This window comes from Streptomyces sp. ADMS, from assembly GCF_033441795.1.
Classification (GTDB): domain Bacteria; phylum Actinomycetota; class Actinomycetes; order Streptomycetales; family Streptomycetaceae; genus Streptomyces.
Genome location: NZ_JAVFVX010000201.1, coordinates 1 through 6,910 on the forward strand (window position 1 = coordinate 1; position 6,910 = coordinate 6,910).

Annotated in this window: 4 protein-coding genes; 1 reads left to right on the plus strand and 3 read right to left on the minus strand. The window is 71.6% G+C overall.

What is annotated here, in order from left to right:
- The 3 genes from RB628_RS38805 to RB628_RS38815 form a co-directional block, all read right to left on the minus strand.
- Nucleotides 1-2,200 (minus strand): nitrate- and nitrite sensing domain-containing protein (locus tag RB628_RS38805; RefSeq protein ID WP_318325358.1); only part of this gene is annotated, 2,200 nt, incomplete at its 3' end.
- Nucleotides 2,201-2,350: 150 nt separating this feature from the next.
- On the minus strand, nucleotides 2,351-3,046 hold the full coding sequence (locus RB628_RS38810) for a hypothetical protein (RefSeq protein ID WP_318325359.1): 696 nt from the start codon (nucleotides 3,044-3,046) through the stop codon (nucleotides 2,351-2,353).
- Nucleotides 3,047-3,182: 136 nt separating this feature from the next.
- A complete protein-coding gene (locus RB628_RS38815; protein WP_318325360.1) occupies nucleotides 3,183-5,009 on the minus strand; it encodes a glycoside hydrolase family 3 protein in 1,827 nt (608 codons plus the stop codon).
- A gap of 584 nt (nucleotides 5,010-5,593) precedes the next feature.
- On the opposite strand from RB628_RS38815, the gene aroA reads away from it, so the two are divergent.
- Complete coding sequence (aroA, locus tag RB628_RS38820; RefSeq protein ID WP_318325361.1) at nucleotides 5,594-6,832, plus strand: 3-phosphoshikimate 1-carboxyvinyltransferase; 1,239 nt, start codon at nucleotides 5,594-5,596, stop codon at nucleotides 6,830-6,832.
- Nucleotides 6,833-6,910: the final 78 nt, after the last annotated feature.

A 6,910-nucleotide genomic window follows, 5' to 3' on the forward strand; every position in this document is an offset into this window, starting at 1 on the left:
CCGTCGGCCCGGGGCGGGAGGTCGTTGCGCGGCGGGTGAGGGGGTCCGGGGTGGGGGCGGCCGGAGTGCCGGGGCGGTCTGGCGAGTCCGTCGGTCCCGGGCGGGTGGTCGCTCCGCGGAACGTGAGCGGGGCCGGGGTGGGGGCCGACGGTGGTGTGGGGCGGGTGGTCGCCGCGCGCAGTGCGAGCCGGTTCGGGGCGGCGGCCGACGGGGGAGCGGTGGGCTCCGGGGGTGCCGGAAGAGGGAGGGGCCGGTCCGGGACCGGCTGACCGGTGGAGATCAGCTGCGCCGGGACCAGTACGACGACCCGGGTGCCCCCGAACGACGAGGGCCGCAGCTCGACCTGGAGGCCCAGGTTGGCGGCGAGCCGGGCCACGACGTACAGGCCGAGCCGGGCGTCGTCGGCGCGGGACATCACGTCCATGCGGGGCGGGTTGGCCATCAGCTCGTTGGCCTCGGCGTACTGCTCGGGGTCCATGCCCATGCCCCGGTCCTCGATCTCGATCGCGACACCGCGCCCCACCTGGGAGGCGGTCACCTCGACCGGGGTCGGCGGCCGGGAGAACGAGACCGCGTTCTCCATGAGTTCCGCGAGCAGATGCACCATGGGGCCGACGGCACGCTCCGACAGCCAGGTCTCGCCGTCCGTGTCGATCCGGATGCGCCGATAGTCCTGCACCTCGCCCTGGGCGGAACGCAGGATGTCCAGCAGCAGGACGGGTCTGCGCCAGCGCCGCTGCGGTGTTCCGCTGCCGAGGATCACCAGGTTCTCCTCGTAGCGGCGCAGCCGGGCCGCCAGGTGGTCGAGGTCGAAGAGCCCTTCCAGGACCTCGGGGTCCTCGTGCCGCCGCTGCATCTCGCCGAGACGTTTCAGCTGCATGCCGATCAGCAACTGCGTGCGCCGGGCGATGCGTTGCAACAGCCGCTCGAAGCCGCGGTACAGCTCGATCTCCCGCACCGCGGTCTCCAGGGCCGAGCCGCGGGCCTGGTTGAGAGCCTGGCCGAGCTGGCCGAGTTCGTCGTCGCCGTGCCGGATCTCGGGCAGTTCCGCGTCGGTGTCGACCTTCTCGCCCTTGCGCAGCCGCTCCACGATGTCCGGCAGCAGCTTCTGGAATTCGAGGGCCTCGTCGCGCAGGTCGAAGATCCTTCGGCGCAGGATTCCGGTGAGGCGCAGCGAGAGGACCAGCATCAGCAGCACGACCGCCGTGCTCAGGGCAGTGTTGACCATCATGTCGGTCATCAGGTCGTCGAGTTCGTCCTCGGTGGCGGCGACGAGGACGTCGGAGTAGGCGTTGCCGGCCTGCATCAGCTTGGGTGTCATCCCGGCGAGGCTCTGCTGCCACTCCTTGCCGAGCCTGGCGGGGACGGGGGTCCGGCCGCTGTCGTCGGCGTCCTCGGTGTTGAGGAGGCTCCGCTCGACCGAGGCCTTCCGTTTCCAGTCTGCGCCGGACAGCACGGCCCGGTAGGCCTCGGCGCGGGCGTCGGGCAGCTGCGGAACGACCTTGTTGCCGTACACGTGTTCCTGGTTGCCGATCAGCTGGGCGAGCTGGAAGCGCTGCTCACCGGTGAGCCGGCCGCTCGCCACTCCGGCGGTGATGATCGCGTCCTCGCGCGAGATCATCTCCAGGCCCCACTGCGCGTCGAGCGCCGGTCGGGTGAGGTCGGCCGTCTCGCCGACCCCGACGTTGCTGAAGTCGTCGAAGAGCTGCATGTTCGACGCGATCACGGCGGTGTACGCGTCGAACGTCTGCTGCTGGTCGGCGGACCGCCGGTCCACGGCGTCCCGGAAGCCGGGCAGCTCCTTCAGGCCGCGGGTGACCTCCTGGAAGGCCCCGGTGAGCGCGCGCGGGGCACTACCGACCGCGTCGAGGCTCCGTACGGACTTGTCGGTGAGCTCGCGCTGACGCGTCAGTTCGGCCTGGTCGGCCTTGGGGTCCGCGAGCACCGCCGCGCTGAGCCGTCGCTCGGCCTGGAGGCTGAAGAAGACGGTGACGAGCGGTCCGCCGAAGCGTTTCCCCTGCTCGTTGCGGTCATGGACGGTCCGCCAGTCGCCGTAGAGATGGGACGAGTTCGTCGCGCCCAGCGCCACCAGGGCGAGACAGGGCACCAGGGCCAGGATGAGGAGGATCGTCCGGAGCGACAACTGGCGCTTCGGAGCCCGGTCCTGCTGCTGTTGCGCCGTGCGTGCGTGGAGTGCCACAGAGGTTCCCGGCCTGTGAGTGCTGGCGGACTGTCCGAAAAGAAGGGGTCCGCGCCATGACAGGGGGGAGCCTACCGATTCACGAATTCATCACAACAGTTGTTCCGGTGAATGGGAGCGACTCGTTATTCGGCGGCGAAATGGAATCCTTCACACCGGTTTCGCGCACCCCACCGGCTGTTCTCCGCCCAGTTGCACGTAAAGGGCGGTCGAGGGCGGGCAGTTGACGCGTCTGCCGACGGCCTCGGTCACCTTGTACTCCGGTTTCCTCTCGCCCTTCCCGTCGCACGCCGTCTCGCGCACCTCCCCCTGCCCGGTGCTGTACACGCAGTCGCCGACGATCGTGCGCGGCCCTCCGCCGCCGCCCGGGTCGCCGGGGTGCGGGGCCTGGAGGTTGCGCATACAGGAGTAGCCCTGCGGGACGGCCCCGTCGCCGTCCTCGTCGGCGGCGGGACGCTGTTCGCTGATGTGCAGCACGAAGTCGGTGGTCGCCGGGCACGACGGACCCTTGCTCACCTTGCCGTCGTACCGGGCCACGACCCGGGCCGCCGCCCGCTCGCTGGTGCAGGGCACCTCGGTGAAACGGGTGGTGCCGAAGGAGCTGCACTCGTCGATGGAGAGGAAGACGGTGCCGTAGCCGGTGGGCCGGGGCGGCGCGGGCCCCTGGTCGACCGCCGTACCCTCGGCGACCCCGGACGTCCCCTCGGCGGAGCCGTCCGCCGAACTGCCCGCCGGCGCCCCTGACGACAGCCGGCACCCGGTCCCCGTGAACACCGCGACCAGTATCAGCAGCGCGCAGACGGCCACCCGCACGCACACCACTTCCACGGAACGTTCTTCGCGCATCGCATCCCCCCGAGTACCCCGCACAGCGTGACCCGCGCCGCCAGGGTCACGCCGGAAGTCCGGTGGATTTGCGTCTATTGGGGGTGGTGCGCCGGGTGTGTGACGTACGTCGGGTACGTCTCTTTGCCTCGTGCTGCTAGTACGACAGTCCGTGACCGATCGGATACAGCACCCGCGTCGGATCGTCCGCGCTCAGCACCGGCACCGGCAGCCTCCCGCGCGGTCCGACCCGCCCCGCGATCACCCGTGCGGCGGCCCGGAGTTCGACGTCGGTCCAGGAGTAGGAGGCCAAATAGGCCTGTACGGCAGGCAGTTGGGCCACGTCGTACGGGTTACGGACGGCGACGCAGACCACGGGCCGTCCGGTGGCGAGGAGCTGGGTGACGAGGGTCCGCTGACTGCTTGTGCTGTTGAGGTTGTACGTCCCGACGACCACCGCGTCCACCTCCCCGGCGGCGGCGACCGCCCGGGCGATGACGGCGGCGGAGGGCCCGGTGCCGGTCGACAGGGCGGTGGCGGTGAACCCCAGTTCGGTGAGGGCGTTCGCCAGCACGGTGGTGGGCGGCCCGGTGGTGCCGGACGGGGAGGCGGGGTCGGCCCCGACGACGAGCACCCTCTTCTGGGTCACCCGGGAAAGAGGCAGCAGTTGCCGCTCGTTGACGAGCAGGGTGGTGGTCCGCTCGGCGATCCGGTCGGCGGCCAGGAGATGTGCGCGGACTCCGACGGCCCGGTCGACGCCCTCATGGGTGACGTACGGACGGTCGAGCAGCCCGAGCCGTTTCTTGAGCCGCAGCACGCGCAGGATCGACTCGTCGAGCCGTGCCTCGGTCAGCTCCCCCTGTCGCACGGCCGTCAGGACGGCGTTCCAGGCGATGTCGATCGACGGCGGGTTGAGCAGCTGGTCGACCCCGGCTCTGAGGGCGAGCACCGGGACGCGGTCGTCCCCGTACTTCTCCCGTACGCCCTGCATCCCCAGCGAGTCGGTGACCACGACCCCGTCGTAACCGAGTTGTTCACGCAGGATGCCGGTGAGGATCGGGCGGGAGAGGGTGGCGGGGTCGCCGGAGTCGTCGAGGGCCGGGACCATGATGTGCGCGGTCATGATCGAGTCGATGCCGGCCCGGATGGCGGCGCGGAACGGCGGCGCGTCGATGCTGCTCCACTGCTCGCGCGTGTGCTCGATGACGGGGAACCCGTAGTGGCTGTCGACGGCGGTGTCCCCGTGCCCCGGGAAGTGCTTGGCGGTGGCGGCGACGGAGGACCGCTGGTACCCGCTGACCTGCGCGGCGACCAGCCCGGCGACGGCCTTCGGATCGGCGCCGAACGACCGTACGCCGATCACCGGGTTGGCCGGGTTGACGTTCACGTCGGCGACCGGCGCGTAGTCCTGGCGGATGCCGAGGGCGCGCAGCTCGGCGCCGCCGATACGGCCGGCGGTCAGCGCGTCGGTGCGTGAGCCGCCCGCGCCGAGGGCCATGGCCCCGGGGAGGAGGGTGGCCGGTCTGCCGACGCGGGCGACGATCCCGTGCTCCTGGTCGGTGGAGACGAGGACGGGCAGCCCGCGGGGAAGTGCGAGGGAGGCTTCCTGGATGCCGTTGCTCAGGTCGGCGATCTGATGCGGATCGCGGGTGTTGTGCGCCCAGGAGAAGTAGATGATGCCGCCGACCCGGTACCTGGCGATCAGTTCGGCCGCCGTCCGTACGCCGATCTCCTTGAGGTTGGCGTCGATGTCGGCCTGGTCGGGTGCGGTGGCGGAGTGCCCGTACACCCGCATGACGAACAGCTGACCGACCTTCTCCTCCAGGCTCATCCGGGAGATGAGCCCGCGCAGGCGCGCGTCACCGTCGTACGGATGTGCCTCGCCCCCGAGGGTGAGCGCGGCGCCGGTGCCCGCGGTAGCGGCGAGGAGAGCGCGTCTGGAAGGGCGGGCACTGGTCCCGTTGGGCTCAGCTGGGTCGCGCACGGGGGCGCTCCTTCCCCTGTGAAGGAAACTTCCGAGAGGTCACGAGTAGCCGGAAGGTTTCTTCCGGTCAATGGTGCGCACACTAACGCGAGATGGCCGGTTGTCCCCGGAAGGGGGGCCGTCACCGGCGCATCGGAGGGGGGCGCGCCGGTGACGGCTCGCTGCCGGCCGCAGGCGGTTGGAGAGGGTGGGTCAGCGATCGCAGCCAGCAGCGAGGCCGACACCGCGCAGCGGTGACTCATCCGGCAGTCGTGCCGGTTGGACGGGGCGGGGCGGGGGTGGGTTCCCGGCTGCCGGCAGATTCTCGGGAAACTGGCACAGGGCGGCACCTGCGACCCCAGGACGCACAGGAAGTTGGACGGCCGCGGGCCAGGCACACATCTACCGGCCCGAGGCCCCCGACCGGGCGCTCAGGTCCGTGGCACGGTTCCTGGTGTGGATGCACGTGGGGGAGCGACGACAAGCCACGACGGCGCCGCTGCGGACCGGCAACCTCGCGGCACCTCCAGCGGAGCGCTCAGCGTTCATGGTCCATTTCGCGGACGTTCCGACGCGTGAGGCGCGGGCCGGGCGAGCATGGTGCCATGGCCGTCGTAGAGATTCCCGGTTCCAAGTCCATCACCGCGCGCGCTCTCTTCCTCGCCGCGGCCGCCGACGGGGTCACCACCCTCGTGCGCCCCCTGCGCTCGGACGACACGGAGGGCTTCGCCGAGGGCCTGGTCCGTCTCGGCTACCGGGTCGGCCGGACCCCCGGCGCCTGGCAGATCGACGGCCGCCCGCAGGGCCCGGCGGCCACCGAGGCCGACGTCCACTGCCGCGACGGCGCCACGACCGCCCGCTTCCTCCCGGCCCTCGCCGCCGCCGGCCACGGCACCTACCGCTTCGACGCCTCCCCCCAGATGCGCCGCCGCCCCCTCGCCCCCCTCACCCGCGCCCTGCGCGACCTGGGCGTTGACCTGCGGCACGAGGAGGCGGAGGGGCATCACCCGCTGAGCATCGCGGCCAGGGGGGTGGAAGGCGGGGAAGTGACCCTGGACGCGGGCGAGTCCTCCCAGTACCTCACCGCACTGCTCCTCCTGGGCCCCCTGACCCGCACGGGCCTGCGCGTCCACGTCACCGACCTCGTCTCCGCCCCCTACGTGGAGATCACCATCGCGATGATGCGGGCGTTCGGGGCGGAGGTCCGCAAGGAGGGGAACGTGTTCGTGGTCCCGCCCGGCGGCTACCGGGCCACCACCTACGCCATCGAGCCCGACGCCTCGACGGCCAGTTACTTCTTCGCGGCGGCGGCCCTCACCGGCGGCGAGGTGACGGTCCCCGGCCTGGGCACCGGCGCACTCCAGGGTGACCTGGGCTTCGTCGGCGTACTGCGCGGGATGGGCGCGCGGGTGGACATCGGCGACGACCGCACGACGGTGACGGGTACGGGCGAACTGCGCGGCCTCACGGTCAACATGCGGGACATCTCCGACACCATGCCGACCCTGGCCGCGCTCGCACCTTTCGCCTCCGGCCCCGTACGCATCGAGGACGTGGCCAACACGCGCGTGAAGGAGTGCGACCGCCTGGAAGCCTGCGCGGAGAACCTCCGACGGCTGGGGGTACGGGTGGAGACCGGCCCGGACTGGATCGAGATCCACCCCGGTGAGGCCCTTCCCCAGGGCACGGACATCAAGTCGTACGGCGACCACCGCATCGTCATGTCCTTCGCGGTGACCGGCCTGCGCACCCCCGGGATCACCTTCGACGACCCGGGGTGCGTACGGAAGACGTACCCCGGGTTCCACGAGGCGTTCGCGGAGCTGGCGGCGGCGCTCGGGTAGGCCGTACCGCGACCTGCCGGTCGTCACCGACGAGGCCTCCGCGACCGCGCCGGACGCGATCCTCCTCCACGACAACCG